This window comes from Algibacillus agarilyticus (assembly GCF_003286125.1).
Taxonomy (GTDB): domain Bacteria; phylum Pseudomonadota; class Gammaproteobacteria; order Enterobacterales; family Alteromonadaceae; genus Algibacillus; species Algibacillus agarilyticus.
This window is the reverse complement of sequence record NZ_QMED01000020.1, coordinates 21,381-41,891: the sequence shown is the minus strand read 5'-3', so window position 1 is coordinate 41,891 and position 20,511 is coordinate 21,381. Positions and strand designations below refer to the sequence as shown.

Genomic DNA, 20,511 nt, shown 5'->3' with positions numbered 1-20,511 from the left:
AAAAAACGGTTAAAGTCTATTTTTTATTGCTCGTTTACCCAATTGACTAATTTATCTAAATGAATAACCGAGCTGAGTAGTGCATAACACACTTGCAAGCAACCTGACTGGTGGCACTCTTCAAGATCTTGACCGCTTAATTCACCTAAGGTTTTTCGATTAATCGAATACAAGCCATTTAAACCGGGAGTGGATTGACCTTTAAGTTCGAAATCGATACTGACAGGTTCTATTAAATTCAATTCGTTGGCTTTTTGTAAAATAGCCTTAGATTGTTGAGTCCCAGCATATAGCTGAGCGAAATTTTGATTAATTCGATTAAGGTAAGCACTCGGTTTTCCGTCATCTTCAAACAACGCTTCACCTTTTTCTGTTTGCACGAGTTCACTTGCAATATCCAGCGCTATTCGAGATGTTGTATTCTCGCCCTCACCCGCAAGTGCCGCCTGAAAAGGTCTTCTTAATATATCTGTTGGTATAAAACGTGCGTTCCACTTTCCATTTTGCAAAAACAGGTTTTCACCCGATTTGAACCCCATTATCGCACTCAATTGAAATTGCCCATCTCGTGGATTTTTAGTGATAAACACCGGGTATTCATTAACTAATGTGCTCAATTCAATAACAGTAACATAAGCCGCATTAATTCGATTGTGAGCAACATCATAATTGGTCACATCTACTTTAAGATTTCGGTGTTTATTTATATCTACTATTTCTACCGTTTCAATTTTCATATTCATCTCTTTTATTAAATTTTAGCTAAACCAAATTCCATAATTTTATTTATTAATTCTCTATTTGTGGGTAACCCGTTAAGCAGTTGAGCCGTTTTAGCCTGATTATCTTTAATTTGTTTATCTATAAGTTGATCGAGTCTAGGGTCAAGCTGATAGGTAGGCCGGCTTCGAAAAGCGCTACCGTATAATACAAATTGGTAACTTGCCGCTTGGAATAACTCTCCACCTTGTTCAAAGTCAGAGTATTTAGGTACATCATATTGCCAAAGTTGCATTAACTCTTTTAGACGTTCTGGGACAGAAGCCTCAGCCCGGTTATCTTGCCAAAATGAAGTGCTGCGTTCGCTGACTAAATAATGAAGTTTCAAAAATTCAATCGCTCGCGACCAATGATAATTAAATTTTTGATTAAATCGCTTTGCTCTAATCGGTAATTCGTCATGTGTATTCGGTAATTGTTCAGCAATCATGGCAGCAGATAATTCAACTAGCACAATCGCAGAGGCTTCTAACGGCTCTAAAAAACCGGCAGATAAACCGACGGCAACACAATTTTCTTTCCAAAACAATTCACGGTGCCCAGCGGTAAACTTTATTTCTCGAGTTTCAATATTTTTTACATTTGAACTGCTAGATTTTATATATTGGTGAAGGTCCTGTGTCGCCGTTTGATGATCGGTGTACTGACTTGAATAGACATAGCCGACACCCCGCCGACACGGCAAACCAATATCCCATATCCACCCAGCTCGTTGTGCGGTGGAAAGAGTAAATGAGGCAATAGGTGATTGGTTATTTGTATAATCTACATGAGTCGCCAAAGCCGTATCTGCAAATAAGATGTCATCAACTTTTTTAAATTTAACGCCGAGAGACTCGCCTAATAGTAACGATTTAAATCCGGTGCAATCTATAAATAAATCACCGGTTAGATCCCCTTTTCCAGCTAAATAAACAGACGTTATTTGCCCCGATGTCGCTAATTTAACGTCTTCAACTTCAGCTAAAATATGTTTAATATTTAGATGTTTAACGCAGTGTTTTTGTAAAAAAGTTGAAAATTTTGTGGCATTGAGGTGATAACCATAATTGGCATATTTGGCATATTCAGCCGTTGAAATAGTTTTAGGTGCCAAGCCTGCATCACCTAAATTTTCTTGTGTTGTAAATGTTTGAGCAAAAGAGTGCGGGTATAAATTTGAGTTCCATTGATGGGCTAAAAATCCATCAAGGCCAAATTCAGGAAGATCAAATGGATGAACATATGAACCCGATGATTGCTCATTGCCCCAACCAACAAATTTCGAACCTTGCTTAAAAGAAACGTCACACTCTCGAATAAAATCAGTTTCCGAAATACCCAAACTGCGCAACGTTTCAGGCATTGTGGGCCATGTGCCTTCCCCTACGCCTACAATTGGAATATTCGGTGATTCGCACAACGTAATACTCAATTCACCACTTTGAACTCGAGATTTTAGTTTAGAAGATAAAATACCGGCAGTTAACCAGCCAGCAGTTCCCCCGCCAATAATAACAATGTCTTTAATTAATTTACTCATATACTATTCCACTAAAACAGGACAAATTAAGTATGTGATAAATATGATATAAATCAATCATATATACTAAAACTTTAAAATAAAAAAGCCCCATATGTTTATGAGGCTTTTAAGTTTTATTTAGTTAAAGTTAACTATTCAACTTCAACCAACATCACGTTGTCGATGATTAACTCACCCTTACCAGTCCATGAGCTTGGGCTAATATTAATTCTAACTGCTTTAGTATCCCAATCAGCTACGTCATTAAATTTAGCTGTATCAATAAAACGTTCTTCACGGAATGTTTCACCTAAACCAACTTTAATAATATTACGACCTCTTGGAAAAGCTTTAGTACTGATAGGCGAACCTAAAACTGAGCTTGCGCCGTCTGCCGTTTCGATATCAACACGAATTGGGCTCTGACCGTCGCCATCAAATGCTGAATGACGCGCATCAAACGCTAATAAGTATTTTTTATCATTTTTAAGTGTACCAGCTGGTAATGCTAAAGTGCCGCCCCATGCAGAAACAACCGCACTGGTTGTACCCGATAATATTTGATCAGCATCCGTTGTAACGGCAAAACTGCCACTCCAGCTACCCACAGTACCATCTTCAAAATCAACACTATTTTGACCGGCTTGCATCACTAAGTTATTCGCAGGATCTGTTGAATATTTGTAAGCAAACACACTATCTAATTCAATTGCACTCACAGTATAAGTGATCGTTTTAGAACCATTCTCTGTTGCAGTGAATGAAGACGCTTGATACTTATAATCACTCCAAGGTTGGGCTATATTGTCAGCATTATATGAAGGATGAAAATTAAATGGGCGTGCTTTATCATCTAAAACAGCTGAATAACTACCCGCCCAAACACCGGCTGCCAATGTACTTCTATCTGTTTGTCTTACGTAGTAGCCTGCATTCGCTTCTACATTGAAAGAAGTGCTTGCTGTGCTATCGGCCGCTGTAGAAACAAGCATGTGACCGCCTTCAAACGCGTCGCCTACCGCTTGCACATTAATAAGGGTATCATCGTTAACTGTCCAGCCTGTTAAATCTCCTGTTTCAAAACCGCCGTTAGCAATTAAGTTAACCGGTGTTGCTTTAGTTACGGTTACACTAAAGTTAACATCAACATTATGGCCGCCTTGTCCTTCGGTTGCTGCTGCACCATCATCGACTGGGTACGTATAAGTAAAAGTTTTTGTCTCGCCCGCGGTTAAATAACTCGAAAAATCAATCGGGTCAACCGCAAGTGTTGCACCTGAAGATTTATTAAATTTAAGGGCTGGCGCGTCACCAACGGCAGAAATATTTGATAAATCAATATTAATTGTATCGCCATTCCAATCGATGATGTAATCAACACCAGAAAGGTCAACATACTGAATAGAATCATTTGTATTGACTACAGCTTCATAGTTTTTAACAACTTCTGGCGCACGTGGTTCGGTTAATACATTGCGTAATATAAATGTCGAAGTCCGTGTTAAAGCATTATTATGGTCATTAACTTTATAGGTAAATACATAGGTTTCTTCCGCCCCAACTGCTAAACCTGCCGTTGTTGCATCAACATCAAGGGTCAGCGTTGAGCCACTCATTGTATAAATCGCTTTGTCACTATCAACCGTAACATCAGTGATAAAAAGCGTTTCGCCATCTTCGTCAACAACACCTTCTAATAAATCAACCACAACTGAACTTTGGCTTGTTCTATGAGATGTTTTTGAATCAACAAAAACAGGGGCGAAATCTTCACCTTCTATATTTATTGTCATTTTACGTGATGTCGACTTCTTTCCATCACTAATTTCATAATTATATTCAATGGTGCGTGTTTGACCTGAATCTAACTCATCCATGAGCATCATCGGTGCGACACCCACTTGAACACCTGAAACTAATTTATGGCCAACCGTTTCAGATAATTCACCTAGTGTGCTATCAGTGATTTTAGTTGTCACATTTTGTATGAAAACGGGATCGCTTTCATAATCTATAACCACGCCTTCACCTGTATTACCTTCACCGTACTCACCTTTAATTGAGCCTAATAAATGTAAATAAGTCCCCGCATCTTTCTCGCTTAAAGTCACTTCAATATCACCACCATGAACTGGGGCATTGTTAAAACTTGTATCTTCGGGTTTATAATCATCAGTACAACCTGCTAAGCCAGCTACAATTGCACTCACTAAAAGTGTTTTGTTAAAATTTTTCATATGTTTACACCAATAATTCGTTAGTTGAGGTACGAAATATATTTCGTACCCACTCAATAATTGCTTAGAAGTTTACGCGAACACCAAGACGGTAATTTGTACCCACTTTGTAGTTGTTGTAAGTACGTGATTTCGTTGCTTCACCTTCTAATGGGTTACCTTCAACTAAATCCACGTAGTCATAACCTGTGTTATCTGCATTGGCTACCGGTACAACACTCAACGTACGACTGGTGTAATACATTCTGTAATCTTCATTTGTTAGGTTATTAACTTGGAATGAGAAACTCACGTTATCATTAAGTTGATAGTTAGCTGATAAATCAAGCGTATCTCGACCTTCGTTCCAAAGTGTACCTTGGTTCCAAGTACGACCGCGTAAACCGGTATCCCAATCCATGCCAACTAACGAATCAGTCGACCCGCGATAACTTAAGCGAACTTGATGACCTTCTTGTTCCCAATATAAACTTGCGTTATATGAATGCTCTGGTGTATCAGCAACTGGGAATGTAGGTAAAAATTCACCCGCAACTAACGTAGATTCTTGGCTACCATACTCACTATCTTGATAGGTATAGTTTGCCACTAAACCTAAACCACTTAAGAAGCCTGGCAAGAAATCATAGGTTTGTTGATAGCCTAACTCAATACCTTTAATTTTTGCAGATTGACCATTAATTACTTTATTTACATTAAATATGTGACATAAGTCGCGATAATCTTCCGATACAAGCAATGGATCTCCGGCACCAAAACCTAAATCCGTTGTGGTACGCACTGGCATACAACCGTCTAAACCATAGTTTGAAGCCGCATCGCCTGTATCTGGTTTTAATAACGTATCTGCATCAAATGTGCCTTCGATATAACGCATATCGCTTACATAACTTTGCACTGATTCAGTATCAACGAAATTACTCATATCTTTAGAGAATACAGCCACACTAATCATCGACAGCTCATTGAAATACCATTCAACAGATAAATCTAAGTTATTCGATTCTAACGGTTCAAGTTTTGTATTAAACATATCAAGATCACCAGGCGCAACATTTATACGGTTACCCCCCCCCCAGTATGTTTTCCATAATTCGTTAACGCTGAAACCTGAACGGATATCTTCAATTTCTGGTCGTGTCATGGTTTTTGAAATTGCAAAACGACCAATTAATTCATCTGAAAATGCATAGTTTAAATTCAAGCTAGGTAATAAATTTGAATATTCATGTGTACCTGATGTGGCAAAAGCAGAAGTCGCTTTATTCACTTGGTCGCTAACCGTGTAATTAGACCATTGTGTACCTTGACCGTCCCAAGTAACATTAGGTGTAGTTAAGTCGGCGTTCCAACCATGGTTTCTACTGGTGCTCACATCAGCATAACGCCACAAACTGACCCAACCTGGGCCTGCAAAGCCAGGTAAACCAGCAAATTCAGTACCTGCTTTTTGTGCATCAGCCCATGCTGCATATTCTGGATCATGACAGGCATCTTGAACACCATCGCCATTTGGATCGAACATCTCGATACGAGACCAAGTTGATGGATCTGGGCCTGCTGACGTATCCCAACCTGTACCATCTATACGGTTGAATTTTTGCTCATATGCTTGACGATCAGTTGGATCGCTCCAGTTAGGTTGAGGACAAGCCGGTAAACTGGTATCACGTAAATCACGTAAGCTTAACCAATCAAACTCTGATTCATCTGAGTTACCAGGGAAATCATGCCAAGTACCACCCGAATAACCATTTGTAGCGACTTCAGTTTTAACATAACGCATACCGATATCACCGGTTAAACGATCGTCAAATAATGAGAAGTTAGCTTTTAAATATAACGCTTGGGTATCGATATCAGCATCACGAGATTCACTGTTATCAATATCACGTTGTAATCGACCGTCACCTTGAACTAAATCGAGTGCTTTCCAAACATCAATTGTGGTAATTTGTGACGTTGCATAAGATTCGCTATAACCTAATGATTGCATAAAGTCATCGTATTCTTGCCCTGATTCATCAAGAACGGCTGATGCTCTAATTTGCGTTAATGGGCCTGCAGGACGTCCAATTTGCTCACCATTTTCAGCAATAATCGCTTCGCTTTGTACGATTGAGCTAAAGGTGTAGTTTTGATCATCGACTAACTTACTACGACTAGTGATTTTGCCACCAAACTCAATAGTCGTAATACCTAATGCATCTAAATCAAAATCGAAATCGACTTGTGCTGATTTAATCGTATCTTCTACTGTCGTATCTTTTTGAGAAATAGAACCTAAATGGAAACTTTCGTTATCGCGAGGGTTAAAACCGGTTAATACGTTAGTATTATCTTCCCAAGCTGGGTGGAATGTCCCATCTGCATCTGTCCATTCAGCCCCATGATCACCTAAACCAATAAAGGCTGTACCGGTAACCATTTGGCAGTTTGATGAGCCTGTCGTACAGTCATAACCCACTTCTTGAATATCTGAGCCCGCATCGTGTAATAAAGCAGCCGGTGATTGGTTATAGTTTTGCAGGTTAGCGAATAAGCTAGGTAAGCTTTCAGATTGGCTGGCTGATATACCTAACTGTGCTTCCATTCTAAAGGTATCAGTAAAGGCATATTTTAAGTTTAAACTAGAGCTTAAGTTTGTGTTTTCAGAACCGCCTACTGAATTTGTGATATCACCGGCACCAAAACGTTGTAAACGTTTTACTAACGTATGGGTATCAGTATCAACAGTAAACCAATCTTCTTGCGGGTCAGTTAATGTCGCCACACCTTCTCTGCTTGGTATTTTAGGATCAATACCTTCAACAAAGTTATTTTGGCCAGCAAAACGTGCGGTAACCTGATCATAGTTACGTTCTTGAGTTTGTTTGCTGTAAGTAAGATTATACATAACTTCTGAATCATCATTAGGTATAAATTGTAAACCTAAAGAACCACCATGACGGTCACTCGTATTGGTGTTAGAAATAAAGTTAATACTTTGCTGTTGGATGGCACGAAAATTAGAAATAACATTGCCATCTAAATCTTTAGCAACTCTTATGATGTCTGATTCTTCAAAGCCACCTACTCGATATTGATCTTTACGATAGGCATTGGTTTCATCATAAACTGTTAAAGCAACACCTAATGTTTCATCTAAGAATTTTTTAGTGCCTGAGAATTGTAATTTATAATTTGATTTTTCAGAGAAGTCATTATAACGGCCTTGTAGTGTACCGGTTATAACTTCATTTTGAATATCTAAAGGCTTAGTGGTTACTAAGTTTACATTTGCGCCTAAAGAACCTTCTTCGTGATCAGCACTTGGTGATTTTACAACTTCTAATTTAGATAGAATATCTGCAGAGAATGAACTCAAATCAACCGCTTGGTTAAAGTCAGTTGACGAAAGTTGTTGACCATTTAATGAAATGTTATTTTGATTTGCTGATGCCCCACGAACGGTAATTTGCGAACCTTCACCATCACGACTAACAATTGACACACCCGTTACTCGACCCAAGGCATCGGCAATATTTTGGTCTGTTGTTTTACCTACGTCTTCTGCATTGATGGTATCAACGATGTTACCAGCAAACTTTTTATCATTGATAGATTTAATTAAGCTACCACGGAAACCTTGTACTTCAATGACTTCGACTTCATCTTCAGCATTAGCTTCGTCTGCCGCATAAGCTGACATATTTAAGCTAGCTAATACCGCTAAAGAAAGGGAACTCAATTTAAACGTATTACGTGTAATTGACATGTTAATTGTCTCCTCAGAGATTTATTTAGACTCAATTTAGATTGTTAACAATCTTCGATTGGTTGTTTATTATGATGTAAATAACTTATTTATTATTTTTATTAAGTTCAAACTAGAACTTGAGTTAAATATCGCACTTCACTTTATGTATGTCAATAGTATATTGTTAACAATGAGCTGTTTATTTAACTTTTTTTTTACATAAACACTCTTTGTTAACTTTTTAGCGAATATTTTCTTTTAAACCTGTTACTGCCTGACTTATATTTCCGGCCGCTAAACTGTCAACAATCACTTTATGTTCGTCAACACACTCCTGACCATGCGCTATTCGGTCGTAATTTAATCTCAGCCTTAACATGATTGGATACCAGATATTGACCAACTGTTCTCCTCCAGCGGCCGAAATTAAATAGCGATGAAACTCGACATCTTTTTGCGTTACACCTATAAAGTCTTCTTTTTCAAAAGCGAGCTCTAAATCCAACAGAATATTGTTCAATTCATTAATATCATCGTCAGATAATTTATTTTTTAATTTTCTAACTGCATGTATTTCTATTTTTTCTCTTAAGCTAGACATTAATATTTGTAACTCTGGATCTAGCGCATTACTGACCGTAACCCCGCAATTACTCTTGGACGAGAGCAAACCCTCTTTTGTTAATTGCAGTAAAACATCTCGTATGGGGCCTCTAGAAACACCAAATCGAGTGGCTAAATCTTGCTCGTTTAATTTAGAAGTAGGCGCAAGCTCGCCACTTATAATATCTAACCTTATTTGCTCAGCGATCTGATCCCTGACCGTCAAAATAGGTGTCATTTTCTTCATGTTTTTCACCTCAATATTCCACAACATTGTTAACAATATAGATATAATGTTAACAATATACAAGAATAATATTTACAATTGTAGTCAATAAATCAAGATCATGACTAATATTTATAAAAATAAATCCACTTAATATATTTTTGTCCTACAATTCAGGTACTTAGATATTAGTTATATATATTTTACATTCACCACTTGATATTGTAGACAATATACAATAACATTTTAGTTACAAAGTCGGTTCTAGGAATACAAAATGAAAATGAAATACATTACGTTCTTATTTTTATTAACGGTTGCATACTCAACTGTCGCTAAAACAGTGATTACTTTTGCAACTGGTGCACCAGGCGATCCCACCGATTTATACGAATATAAAGTATTAAAATTAGCGCTTGATAAGACAATTGATACCCATGGCAACTATCGTTTAGATATAAGACCAGGCTCTGTATTACCTACTTTTACGCGCCTTAGAATGGAAGCGGAGAATAATGAATATAAAAACCTGGTTTATAAAGATTCAGTTTCTAACGAAATAATGGAATCGTTAAAAGGCATTGAGTTTCCTGTTGAATTAGGCGCCATTGGCTACCGACTCGGTTTAATCTCAAAAGAATCTAAGGCGAAAATCAGACAAATAAATACGAAACAACAAGCCACCAATTTAACCATGATCCAAGGTCGAGGTTGGCTTGATGGCGATATATTAAAATCTCAAGGCTTTAATGTCGTATTTGGTCGTAATATAGAAGGATTATTTTATATGGCAGCTAATAATCGTGCAGACATGTTTCCTGTTGGCTCATCTGAATTAAAAAGTGCTTGGGATCAGTTTAAGTATGTAGAAGGCTTAGATTACGACAGAGAAATTTGTATTTATTACCCATTACCAAAATTTTTCTTTACTCATCCTAGCAATTTACCTGCCGCTAACCGAATACAATCAGGTCTTGTGGCGGCTTATGAATCCGGTGAGTTATTTGACTTATGGAAGTCGTTCTATGCCGAGAAAATGGCGTTTGCTAATTTAAAAGATCGAAAAATATTTAAATATAAAAACCCGATGATCAGCCAAATTGATGATAGTTATGAGCAATATATATTAGACCCTAAATTACTGTAACCATTTCATGTTCGACCCTTACACTGTGTTGTGTGTTCATCTGTTGTGTGTGCAGATGTTTGGCCGCTTCTTTATGAAGCGGCTTTTTTTATGCTAAGTAACTAATAATCATATATTGTTATTTTATTAACTTATTAATTAACGGGTGTTGTGGGCAAGCATTGTTGTATTGCTTAGCTTGTCTCTCTTAGCTTTCTGTAAATTAAGTTTTATAATGCCGTTACCGAGTTTATTTAAATGCTAACGTGAGCAGTAAGTGATGTGGATGGGAATAATTGATAACTAAATAGACAGAGTGTTATCTCATCGTGCTTAAAAAATATAAATGACTATAAATAACTGCCAATAAAAATAATCAATAATACGGGTTACAACCCAGGCATTTGACGACAGTACGCAATGTTATTATTACAAATTTCAAGTCGACGTAAAAACTGATGCCAAAGTTCTAACTGCTCAGGCTGCATATTTTTATTAAAAATTCGCTCAAAAATATACAACGCGTATCGCCCCTCTAAAACCTTGTGTAACGTATTAATTTCTTGGTCAAAAGCCATAATACACTGGGTAAACAAGCTAAGTTCAGCATCCGTTTGGCTTAATATTTCTTGATCATGTTGAGCACATGTATATTGTTGAAAGCGTGAAACGTCCGTCAAATAATTTGTGATCCGTTTATTCTCTATCGGAAAAACGCGCAAACGAACGGTACCGCTGTCATTTTCAGTATCAACCCATTGTCTCACACGCCGAGTTTCTTGGCGTTTAAGTGTATCTAAATCCGTTAATTCTTTAAAATGATCTTCTGGAAATGCCGTCATGGCAATCAGCTTTTCACTTTTTTCAAATACATAACTTGTTTCATGAGTCTGAGCTTGCAATAAAACACACGTTATCGTTAATAAAAAAAATATCATTATTTTCATTTTATACTCCGGTGTTTACACCAAACTCCGTTAATACATGATCACGTTTTTAATTCACTAAGGTGATCAGATACTATAGTCAAAGCGATCGGGTTTTAGGGGCAGGTTTCTAGTTCCAGACGAAACCGAAGTACTTACATCCATGTAAGCAAAGCCGTCAAGCTTCGAGACCCCATGAGCATATGATGAACCATAAAACCTGAGCGAGAAGACTATAACGAAGATTGGTATGACTTCAAGTACAACAAGCTCAGCGCATCAATTCAGTATAGTTGAAAGGCTAGGGCTAACTAGGTAAAAATTCAATTGCCCAAATAGTTGTCATTGCATCTACGTCTTCAGCACCAAAATTAATGGCTTTTAAACGTAAAAGTAAGCGACGTTCTAGTTTCTCATCACCTAATTCACTCGACGTTATTGCAACATGACTAATAGAACCATTTGGTTGGATTTCAATTTCAAATACCACTTTACCCTGCAAAGTTGGGTCTTTACGTAACGCTCGATTATATAAAGCATACAAACTCGCTTTATTTGATTCGATAGTTCGACGTACGCCCATCTCAGATCGCTGCCCTTCTAAACTTGCGTATTCATCATCTGACACTAATGCATCACCATCTGCAATAACTTCTTCTTCAGATAAACGAACTTGCTGTGTTTGTTTAGTGCTTAGCTCGGCACTGACCACGGTATCAGTTGTTTGTGCGGCATTAATGCCTGTACTTTGTGTATTCGCCTTGGCTGAAAGTAATTTACGCTGAACTTTTGTCTCAACACTTTTTGTTTTATTGAGTTTCGTTTTGGGTGCATCTTCCATTTTGAATGCATCCCGCATAGAAAACAGTTCATCTTTCATTGCGGCTAAACCAGATGTTTGGGCTTTTTCACGCGCGGCTTCTCGTTTCGTTTTAGGAGGTTCCTTATCTTCTTTTGGCTTATCTTCCGGTTCTACAGGCTTTGGTTTTTCTTTTTCTATCTTTTTCTCTTCAATCATTATTTTTGCTAACTGAGCGGGGATTTGTTCCTTGATCTCTCTCGGGATCTCTACACGCTCCATTGCCGGTACAACAATACCTACAATCAAATAAAGAACAAATAAGCTAGCGAGAATTAGCCTAAAAACCTTATCCTGCTTAGTTGTTTCAAACATCGCATTTTCAATTGGCGCAACAGCAGATGAGGTCATTATTTATCTCCTGCTTTTTTGCTTAATTGTTCGACTGCCAATGATAGATCACGATAATCACTTTGAGCGCAAGCCGCCATTATCTGTTTTAAAATTGAATAAGGAATAGAAGCATCACCAATAATGGTAACCGCTCTGCCCTTTTTCATTTCAGATTCAGACATGTCAGGTCGTTTTTTGGTTTGATAATCAAGCTCTACTTTTAAGGCTTCAATTAAATCGGCCGTATTAGCTTCGGTGATCGAGGCTTGATCTTGTGGTTTATGCCAAACTGCACGTTCTTGCACCAAAACAACATCACTAAATACAGAAATTAATAAATTCTCTTTAGGTAGCTCTTCAGCAACAGAAACGGGCAAACTTATCTCTTTTATGTTTTGTAATACACGAACTTCAGATTGATTAACAATTAAGAAAAAAACTAAAATGGTAAAAATATCCATCAGCGAAACAAGGTTTAACTTGCTCCCTGAACCAAAACGTTTATGGTGCTTGGCGAGCCTTTTAGCCCTAGCTGATTGCCTCACGGTGACTCCCCTTCTTCTGTTATCGGTTCATCTACAGGTGCATCACCCAATGAGATCCGTGGAAAGAGTTCAGCATCAACTAAGTTTGCAGCCACAACAGCCTTAAAAGAACGAACCGTATCCATCGCACTCACAATTGTTTGATAATTAACATCTGCAGCTAACAAAATAAGAATGTCATCTTTTTCTATTTCGTTTTGTTGAAACGTCATTTTCAGGTCTTGTAAATAAGTTGATAGCGCTTTGAAATCGTAACCTGATTCCGTAATAGCAAATTGTTTTAATAAAACACCCGCCGGATAATTTACATCAAAACCAGAATTCGTTATGACTAATTCTAAAATTTTAGGCTCTTCATCAGGTGCAGGTTGATCACTTGAAGCGGCAACAGGCAGCTGTAAATTTAAAATTCGGACTTGAGAAAAAACTAAACTCAATAACAGCACAGGCACTAAAACAATCATCAAGTTCATGAATGATGTGATATCAAGTTCTGCATCTTCTGTGGGTTTTCGACGAAGCCGTCTCATAACTATTAGCCTCGTTTTTCGTCAGATGAAGCGCCATATGAAAGAGAGTTAAGTAATTTGATACCCGCCATTTCGAGTGAATCAACAATGGCAGCGGTTTTTGTTTGCAAACTCGTGTGGAATAAAATAAGCGGAATAGCCGTGATTAAACCAAATGCCGTTGTATTCATCGCGACTGAAATACTAGAAGAGAGTAGATTGGCTTTTTCGGCCGGGTCAGCATTGGCAACCGCAGAGAATGCGGCAATAAGGCCCATAATTGTGCCTAACAAACCTAATAACGTAGCAATGTTCGCTAACGTCGCTAAAAATGGAGTGCGCTTTTCTAACCGTAACATATATTCCATTACCGTTTCTTCCATCGCATATTCAACATCTTCACGTCTCTTAACTTGTGATAAACGCGCAATTCCCGAGTTTAATACTTGTAACACGGGTGCATTACTGCCTTGTGCGGCTTGTTTAATTTTATCAACATCACCTTTTTTAAGTGCCTCTTGAATTAACGTTATTGCTTTTTTGTTATTGCTATAAGCTGAGCTTAAAAATAACCAGCGCTCTAGCGCAATCGCCAAACCAATGATTAACACTAATGCAATCGGATAAATAAATGGACCGCCATCTTGTAAAAATGCCACTAAAATATCTGTAAAACTCATGGTTAATTCCTTAATTTAAAAACGTAATGTTTAGCTTATTAATTAGTTGTTGTATTTATTTGATAAAACACTTGAACTTGTTGTTTAAAACGCTTGGGGTCAAGGGGTTTAAATTCAGGCATTTTTATTTTTATCTTTTTTGATTCAATTTGTATCGGCTCATTTACATTTTGCCAAGGCATAATATAAATCACATTAGGCTGCTCTTGGCTACCTTGCACACGACTCTCAATAATCAACGGCGTTGATTTATTGCGTTCTGGTTTGCTCGTATTTGTATTCAAACGGGTAACTGTAGTCTGTGTTTCTTGTTTTGTTATATTAGTTTCAGTTACGGTTTTTTTATCAACTGAATTAGGTTCAGCTGATACTAGCGTAGTTGATAATAGTGTCAAGATCACACACATTGGTTTAATCATGGTTGTGCCCGTTTAATTTTTATATTCAATGCCGCTAGCCATTTATTAACGACTTTATCATCAGGGTTATAATCTAAATATGCTTGATAAAACGATTGTGCATCTAATAATCGACCTCGATATAAATCCAATAGCACGGCTAAATTTAAATAGGCATCGGCATAATCTGGCCAAATGTCAATCGCAATTAAATAATGCGATTCGGCTTTATCGAACTCTCCTTTTAAGCGATATATCTGGCCTAACAAATTATGGCCGTAGGGGTTCTTATCATTGATCGTGACTGCCTGTTTAGCCCAGTTTAAAGCCTGTTCAACATCATCTTGTTTAAAAGCAATGATCGCTTTGTTAATGTAGGCCCCTGAAAGTTCAGGGTTAGATTTAATAACTTGATCAAACGCGGCAATAGCCGCAGGCCAGTCTTGTTTGGCCATTAAATTAATCGCTAGCTGATAAGCCGCTTTAGTTTCGGCTGTGACCTTCTGCATTTTCAGTGATTGTTGCGCTAAATATGCATTGGCTAAAACACTGGGTTCTATTAATTCATTTTCACCTGAAGTAGATGTTAGATCAGGTTCTAGTCGTTTTGCGGTTAGCCCATTAGTATTAATCGAGTTTTGCTCATTTGTGCCAGCTAAATCGAGTAGCGATTGACTTATTTTTTTTAATTCATCCGTGTTATTAACAGACGCTTGTGTATTGTCGGCATTTTGTCTTTTATTATCTTGCTCACTCATATTTTGCGGTAATGATGAGCAGCCCGCAAACAAACTAATTAATAAGCCGATCGTTATATAACGACTAATGCATAAAGGTAACAACATCTTGCCCTCTTTCGTGTTTAGCGTAATGCGCAGGTTCAATTTTTGCTAAAGCCGCAAAACTTAATTTTACCCATTCATCGTATACATCTTGCCAAGCACTTTGTGCGTTGCGCGTGTGTATTTCAATTGATTTCTCTTCGAAAGGATAAGCGAGTTCTTCCAAGAGAATGTCGTATTCTTCAAGAGCTAATTCATCTAACCCTTCGGGTTTTTCTGATTTCATCACATCCACGGCCAGTTGACGGTACATTTCGGCCAAATGATAAGTCGCTTTAGGCACAAATTCAGCTAACGCTAAATTTAATACTGTTTGATAATAATTAATGGCCTCTTTCATTGCTTTTTGTTTGCGCTTCAAGGTTTTATTAAGCGGGGCTTTTAATTTAGTCCACTTAAATGTGCGATGGTGTGCTTGCCCTAATTCATACCCGGCAAAAGACGCTAAATACGCAGAACGAATTTGTACTGTTTCATTTTGTTTTTTTGCAGAGCGTTTATGTTCAGCAATTATTTTTCGATACCAAAAATATTGTTTATTAGGCTCTTTACTGACTTTATAAAATTCACTCATCTTGAGACGGACTTCTTGAGCTACATCAAAAGGTTCTGGGTATGCGTGTGAATAGGTTCTAAATGCGAGTAAAGCCTTGTGATTATCACCCGCTTTTAAATAATACTCAGCGGCAGTGTATTGAGCTTCACGCTTTAAATCTTCATCCGTCTCTGATTCAATCATCACGAGTAATTGTTTAGCGGCTAGATCCCATTGATTCGTTTTTTCGTAGGTCATTGCTAATTTGGCCGGAATAGAAGCCGTATATTCATGTTTAGGGTAACGTTGTTGAAAATCAACCAATACATCAATCGCCCGCGACCACATTTCGTGTTTAAGTAAGAGGTTAGCTGCATCAAATTCGGCTGTGCTTCGGTACGTTGATGTGGGTATAACCAAGCCTAAGCGTAAAAAATGATCGACTGCTAACATGGGCTCAGTATTGGCTAGTTCATCGGCTTGTAAATAAATACAAGAAGCAATGAGTTCTTCAAGCTCTTTAATTTTAGCCTTTTCTTTATTGGCCGGTAAATACACGAGTGCTAATTGATAAGCGGTTTCGGCTTTTGCATATTGCTCTTGTGTGTAATAACTATTGGCAATTAATTGGGTAACAACTTCAACCTGGTTGCTCGCTTTGTGACTTAAATCAGGCTTAAGCAACGGTTTATTATTTATATCAATATCGGCATTAAGTGTTTGTAAAACAAAATCGGAATAATGAAAGACTAATTTAAAATCATCACGCTTAAATGCATATTGGGCAGCTTGTGTTGCAATATCTAACGCTCGTATATCATCAGAAAAATTTTCGACAAATAACGAATCAAAGCGATCACGCGCCATAATCATTTGATCATATAAAGTCGAATTTGTATCAAGAGACTTTATTATTTCACGAGTAGTTAATGTCGTTGCATACCCGGCTTCTAAAATCCAATAATCACGACTTTTAGTTTCATGACTGACTTTAACATCGACATCAACACTTTGGGTATATACCGGCAGTAACGCATGTTTATAGGCGACTTCTTCATAAGTCGATAAGGCTTGATAATAGGCTCCCGCTTCAAAACTAGCATCTGCATATAGATAAAGTTCATTAATAAATGGGCTAGTCAGTTTATCATTAGCAATAGGTAAACGAGCGAGATCTAAATAACGTTTTAACCACGTAGCCGATAAAGAAAATTGGGTTTGACGCTCAGCTAACAAATCTTGTTTATTTGGTATGGCTTGGGCTTTAACATACAAACTGCGCGCATGCGCTAAGCTAAAAGACAATAAGTGTGGCAATAGTTCGACTTTGGTTGTTTCACTGCTTGATAACCAAAAATCACTTTCGTGACCATAAGTTAAAACATAGTTTTCTTTTAACTCACGTACAGATGGAAAATCCCCGCGTTTTAACCATAAATCCATCAGTTTTAAATTAAAACGAGCGGCCCAAATGCTGTGCGTATTAAGATCAATATAATCTTCATAAGTTAATTCAGCATCAAGCTTTAGATCTTTTTTAATCAAAAACTGGGCTAGATTATCAAATAATATATGCTGATATTTGCTCAACATTTTTGATTCATGCTGTTTAATTAACGTAAGCAAAGTCGCCGATTGATTTTGTTGGCTTAAGGAAATACTCAAAACGCGTAATGCATCATTAGCCATACTAGCGGCAGCACCTGAAAGCCAAGTAAAATCAAAATATTCATGTTTGTTTAATTGTTCGTTAGCTTGTACTAAAGCATCAATCACTTTTATAAACATTAAATCGGCTTGCGCTAATTCATTCATTTTAAAATGAGCCCAGCCTGCCATATACAAACTATTTAAACGATATTTGTCTTGTTCATCTGTTGTTAATACGGCGTTATAGGCATCAAGTGCCGCGGTATAATCTTGTAAATTATAATAAATATCACCGCGTCTAAAATACAATTCTGATCGATATTGTGTATCTGGAAATTCACTTAATAAGGTTTCAATTTCTTTTAAGCTTTCATCGGTGCGCCCTTGCAGATCAAGCGCTTTTGCAAGTTGATATTGAATAAATTCATTGTCTTCACGTTCAGGATAACGTTCTAACAAATCTTGATATTCAGTAATTAACTGCGCTAGTGCTTGGTCACTTGACGAGTCTTCTATTTCAATTTGTTCATAATTTTGTATATTCAGCTGAACTAAACGATATTCAACCTTTGCCCGCACATTGGGATCAGGTTCAAGTTGTAAAATTTGTTGATATATGTGACCCAATTTTTCATTTTTTTGCGTTGGTGTCATATCACGTAAACTAACGGGTTTTAAATCAGGTTCAAAATTTAAGTCAGCTAACGTTTTACGGGCGTTAATTTGTTGCTTAAAGGCCTCTGTTTTATTTGGTTTAGTTAACACACAGCTCGTTAAAAAACTGAATGTGAGCACCACAAATAATAAATTAGGGCTTAGATTGATTATTGAACTCATAAAGCCTCTATTTCGTTAAGTACAGTAGTTGAAGCTTGGTTTTGCGCTTCAATTATACGTGCCAGTTCGCGACGTGCTTTTAATATAAAATCAGACAGCATCGCTTTGTCATCTAACGTTTTATTGATCACCGTTTGTCTTATATTAGTGGTATTAATAACTCTAACTTTGCCTAATGTAATTAAAAGATTACGGACGGTTTCATTGGCTTGATTAAACCGGCTTGTTAATCGTTCAAGTCGAGTATTTTGTTTGCTTACTTTACGAAAGGTTTGAACTTGTTGCTGAGCTAAACTAAGCGCCTGATCTATTTGCTTAATCGCTTTATTATATTGCCAATAACGTTCTGGTTTATTTTGCAAAACATCCCAAGTTAAAACGCCTTTAACGCGTGCTAGGCGTTCAGTATAATCATCTGTATTTTTATTATGCTGATTAAGGTTCGTTATAATACCTTCACTTTTTGCCAAACGGGTTAATAATGCTTTTTCATCGGCATTAGCAAAAACAGACAACGAATTATGTTTATTAGCCGAAATCAATAAACTTGCTAATTGATCTCGTTGTTTTATTAATTGCTTGATCCGTGATTCTGTATTTTGTGTGGCTTCTGCTTTCTTTATTGCTTCAATGCGTTTTACATTGAGTACCAATATTTCGTTTATCCAATTTAATTTGGCTTGTAATGCAAGAAGCTGTTCTGTTAACAAGTCGAGCTGAATAAGATTTTGATACCAAGAAGCCAATTCAGGATCGCGTAAAGCTTGATTAAGCCATACAGAATCAGTTTGGTATACCTTATCAGATGTTAACTCAAATTTATGTTTGCTAACCTGAGCAACAGATTGGTTATTTTTGTTGGCCAAATCAGGTACTTTGAAATTCAGTAAATCGGTGGTGTCAGTGAATTCATTAGCAAACACGGTTAATTCTTTTAACCGTGTTAGAAAATGTTTTTCCGCAAAATCATAATAGGTATAGGCTTCATCAACGTGATTTTCTGTTAATAAGACTTCAGCATGCATTAAAGCAGACTGCCAAGCTAAAGTAGAATAAGGATATTTTTCAACAAAAATTTGCCAAACTAGATGGGCTTGTTGAGTATTTTTAACCTCTAATGCTGAATTAGCAAATAAGAACATAGCAGATTCACTAAAAGGGGTTTCTTGCGGAAACGCTTTTAATTCAGCAAAGGCTAAATCAAACCTTTCTTGTTTAAAGTATACATTGGCTTTGAGTAATTGAGCGTAATCTTTTAACGCTTGGAGTTGTTCGTCAGAATTAACTTGATAATTAACAACAGAACTAGCTGAGATTTTGTTTTCACCCGAACCAGAAGTAAATAAACGCTGCCAAAAATTAGGTTCAGTTTTGTGCCATGTTGCTGAATCTAGCGTGGCTAATAATGACAGAGCTTTTGAATAGTGTTTATCTTCTAACGCTTTGATGGCTTGATTAATAATTATAAACAACGAAGGTTTATATTCACCAGCTTCTATTTCACTAACCGGCAGTAATGTGGGCGTGTTAGGCCAATAAGCAAGTTGGTTTAACACATGATATTGATCATAATAAATTGCCGGTACATGCCTAATTTTAGCTAAAGCTTGTTGCGCTTGTTTATAGTCGGCTTGACTTACTTTTTGTTCTGCAAGTTGCAATAAAGCGATTAACAATAATTCTTTTTGAGCCGCATTTACCGTTTGCTGACTCTGAATTTTAGCCGTTTTGCGATAATCATATTTATCATCAAGTTCTTGTTGCATAACAAAGCGGATTAAAGCGCGTTGAGCTTCATACTGTAAACCCAGTGAAACTTGTAAACCCGCCTCAAATAAACTGGCCTTTTCATCTAAAAAGCCGAGTCGTTGTTTTGTTTGATTAAGAAAACTCAACGCTTGGCTATTTTCGCCTTGAAAATAATAAAATAAAGCCTGGCGATAAGCTTTGTCTTGTAAATCCGTTTTAATTTTTTCTTGTTTATTTTCAAGTAAATCGGCTAATTCAATACCTGTTGTACGGTTTGATTTAAAGTTTTCATTAACGGCGACAGTATCGGTATTCGCCCAAGAATGAATAGGAAGGCAAAGTAACAATATACAAAAAACACCTCTTAAATCGAGGTTTTTACTTAATGAGCCTAACACCAGAGTACGCAAAATAAACTTAGATAACATAGGCG

At 37.1% G+C, this 20,511-nt stretch carries 15 protein-coding genes; 1 reads left to right on the top strand and 14 read right to left on the bottom strand.

What is annotated here, in order from left to right; translation table 11 throughout:
• Nucleotides 1–23: 23 nt before the first annotated feature.
• From DPX34_RS14935 to DPX34_RS14915, 5 genes are all read right to left on the bottom strand, one after another.
• The gene (locus DPX34_RS14935; RefSeq protein WP_111979255.1) at nt 24–737 is read right to left on the bottom strand and encodes a SapC family protein; all 714 of its coding nucleotides are present in this window, start codon (nt 735–737) and stop codon (nt 24–26) included.
• A 14-nt stretch (nt 738–751) separates the two neighbouring features.
• A complete protein-coding gene (locus DPX34_RS14930) occupies nt 752–2,302 on the bottom strand; it encodes a tryptophan halogenase family protein (protein WP_111979254.1) in 1,551 nt (516 codons plus the stop codon).
• 134 nt (nt 2,303–2,436) lie between these two features.
• Nucleotides 2,437–4,521 (bottom strand): hypothetical protein, encoded by a 2,085-nt coding sequence (locus DPX34_RS14925; protein ID WP_111979253.1) that lies wholly within the window; start codon nt 4,519–4,521, stop codon nt 2,437–2,439.
• A gap of 64 nt (nt 4,522–4,585) precedes the next feature.
• Entirely contained in the window at nt 4,586–8,278 is a 3,693-nt protein-coding gene (locus DPX34_RS14920) for a TonB-dependent receptor domain-containing protein (protein ID WP_111979252.1), read from the bottom strand.
• 223 nt (nt 8,279–8,501) lie between these two features.
• Nucleotides 8,502–9,110 carry a GntR family transcriptional regulator gene (locus tag DPX34_RS14915; protein WP_111979251.1) on the bottom strand — a complete coding sequence of 203 codons (609 nt, stop codon included), beginning with the start codon at nt 9,108–9,110 and terminating at the stop codon, nt 8,502–8,504.
• A 256-nt stretch (nt 9,111–9,366) separates the two neighbouring features.
• On the opposite strand from DPX34_RS14915, the gene DPX34_RS14910 reads away from it, so the two are divergent.
• Nucleotides 9,367–10,236 carry a hypothetical protein gene (locus tag DPX34_RS14910; protein ID WP_111979250.1) on the top strand — a complete coding sequence of 290 codons (870 nt, stop codon included), beginning with the start codon at nt 9,367–9,369 and terminating at the stop codon, nt 10,234–10,236.
• A 368-nt stretch (nt 10,237–10,604) separates the two neighbouring features.
• Here DPX34_RS14910 and DPX34_RS14905 read toward each other — a convergent pair whose 3' ends face one another.
• From DPX34_RS14905 to DPX34_RS14865, 9 genes are all read right to left on the bottom strand, one after another.
• Nucleotides 10,605–11,162, bottom strand: coding sequence for a hypothetical protein (locus DPX34_RS14905; protein ID WP_111979249.1), 558 nt, complete (start codon nt 11,160–11,162; stop codon nt 10,605–10,607).
• Between the two features lie 286 nt (nt 11,163–11,448).
• On the bottom strand, nt 11,449–12,351 hold the full coding sequence (locus DPX34_RS21770) for an AgmX/PglI C-terminal domain-containing protein (RefSeq protein WP_157964742.1): 903 nt from the start codon (nt 12,349–12,351) through the stop codon (nt 11,449–11,451).
• Nucleotides 12,351–12,878, bottom strand: coding sequence for an ExbD/TolR family protein (locus tag DPX34_RS14895; RefSeq protein ID WP_111979247.1), 528 nt, complete (start codon nt 12,876–12,878; stop codon nt 12,351–12,353). The genes DPX34_RS21770 and DPX34_RS14895 overlap by 1 nt, the downstream gene beginning before the upstream one ends.
• Nucleotides 12,875–13,408 carry a biopolymer transporter ExbD gene (locus DPX34_RS14890; protein ID WP_111979246.1) on the bottom strand — a complete coding sequence of 178 codons (534 nt, stop codon included), beginning with the start codon at nt 13,406–13,408 and terminating at the stop codon, nt 12,875–12,877. The genes DPX34_RS14895 and DPX34_RS14890 overlap by 4 nt, the downstream gene beginning before the upstream one ends.
• A gap of 5 nt (nt 13,409–13,413) precedes the next feature.
• Nucleotides 13,414–14,067, bottom strand: coding sequence for a MotA/TolQ/ExbB proton channel family protein (locus DPX34_RS14885; RefSeq protein WP_111979245.1), 654 nt, complete (start codon nt 14,065–14,067; stop codon nt 13,414–13,416).
• Nucleotides 14,068–14,105: 38 nt separating this feature from the next.
• Nucleotides 14,106–14,486 (bottom strand): hypothetical protein, encoded by a 381-nt coding sequence (locus DPX34_RS14880; RefSeq protein ID WP_111979244.1) that lies wholly within the window; start codon nt 14,484–14,486, stop codon nt 14,106–14,108.
• A complete protein-coding gene (locus DPX34_RS14875) occupies nt 14,483–15,310 on the bottom strand; it encodes a tetratricopeptide repeat protein (protein ID WP_111979243.1) in 828 nt (275 codons plus the stop codon). Before DPX34_RS14875 ends, DPX34_RS14880 begins: the two co-directional genes overlap by 4 nt.
• The gene (locus tag DPX34_RS14870; RefSeq protein WP_111979242.1) at nt 15,288–18,329 is read right to left on the bottom strand and encodes a tetratricopeptide repeat protein; all 3,042 of its coding nucleotides are present in this window, start codon (nt 18,327–18,329) and stop codon (nt 15,288–15,290) included. The genes DPX34_RS14875 and DPX34_RS14870 overlap by 23 nt, the downstream gene beginning before the upstream one ends.
• Nucleotides 18,326–20,506, bottom strand: coding sequence for a tetratricopeptide repeat protein (locus tag DPX34_RS14865; RefSeq protein ID WP_111979241.1), 2,181 nt, complete (start codon nt 20,504–20,506; stop codon nt 18,326–18,328). Before DPX34_RS14865 ends, DPX34_RS14870 begins: the two co-directional genes overlap by 4 nt.
• Between the last annotated feature and the right edge of the window lie 5 nt (nt 20,507–20,511).